Origin of the sequence: Burkholderia sp. 28_3 (assembly GCF_003253915.1) — a bacterium.
Lineage (GTDB): Bacteria > Pseudomonadota > Gammaproteobacteria > Burkholderiales > Burkholderiaceae > Burkholderia > Burkholderia cenocepacia.
This window is the reverse complement of record NZ_QKZF01000084.1, coordinates 1-1089: the sequence shown is the minus strand read 5'-3', so window position 1 is coordinate 1089 and position 1089 is coordinate 1. Positions and strand designations below refer to the sequence as shown.

Below are 1089 nucleotides of genomic sequence, written 5' to 3'. Positions count from 1 at the left end.
GACTCAGTGAGATCCGACATCACCGCGAGCAGCTGCGCGATCGCCCATTGCGTGAGTCCGCGCGCGCCGCGCACCGAATAGCCGCCCCGCGCTGCGGCGCCGGCTACTGCTTCGTCAGTGTCGACGGGCTCGCCGAATTTCTCGCGGGCTCGCGGCGTCGGCGGGATGACCAACGGCGCCACCAGCGGCAACCCGGGCGGCTTCGCTGCGGCCGCCGCGTCGAGATCCTGGCCGCGATCGCGCCAGTGCGCGCGCAGCGCGTCGACGCACTCGTCGCTGATCGGCACGAAGCGTTGCTTGTTGCCCTTGCCGATCACCTCGAGCAACCAGCTGGCCGGCGTGTCGTCGTCCGCCGGCATCCAGACAAGCGCCGCACGCCTCGCCGCGGCCGCCTCAGCGATCCGCAGGCCACCATCCCCCATCAGCAGCAACAGCGCACGTGCTGTCCGCCAGCGCGGCCCGCTCGGCCCCTGCAGCTCGCTGCGTTCGGCCAGCGTCTCGCGTACGCGCGTCCAGAGGTCAAGCGGTAGTGCTCGCTCGACCTGCAGCTTGCGCACCCGCCTGACGACGCTGGGATCGGAGACGGCCGCCCAAGGGTTGCCGGCCAGATACCGCACCGCGACGAGCCACGTGAATGCCGCGCGAATCGCGCGCACCGCGTAGCGCTGGCTTTCCGGTGACAGGCCACCCGGCGCGAACGGCCGCCACTGGCTGCTCGTGCGCGCGACTGGCGGCCCCGTGAAGCGTTCGCCCGGCGCGGCGAGAAACGCCTTGTAGGCCTCGCAATCCTCAACCCGCATCGACGACAGCGCGACGCCGCGTTCCGCCACGCACCACAGCACGAGGCGCTCGAGCTCCTTCCTGTAGACCCGCTGCGTCGCGGGCCGGTCGTCGTAGCGATGCAGATAGGCCCGCACCGCATCGAGATCGTGCGCCGCGCCGAGATACGCGAACACGGGCGCGCGGTTCGCCCCGTGCGCGCCGGACAGCTCGACGGGCAGCGCCAGGCGCTCGAGCGGGGCCAGCTGCCCGGCGCCGGCGGTGACGCCCGCCGACGTCGGCGCGAGCGCGTCGCCGGCGTCGACGTCG

The 1089-nt window shown here is 72.8% G+C and carries 1 protein-coding gene; it reads right to left on the bottom strand.

Translation table 11 applies throughout. The features are described from left to right. Positions 1-1089, bottom strand: a 1089-nt coding sequence (locus tag DFS13_RS39700; protein WP_046196782.1) for an integrase, incomplete at both ends; no start/stop codon positions are given.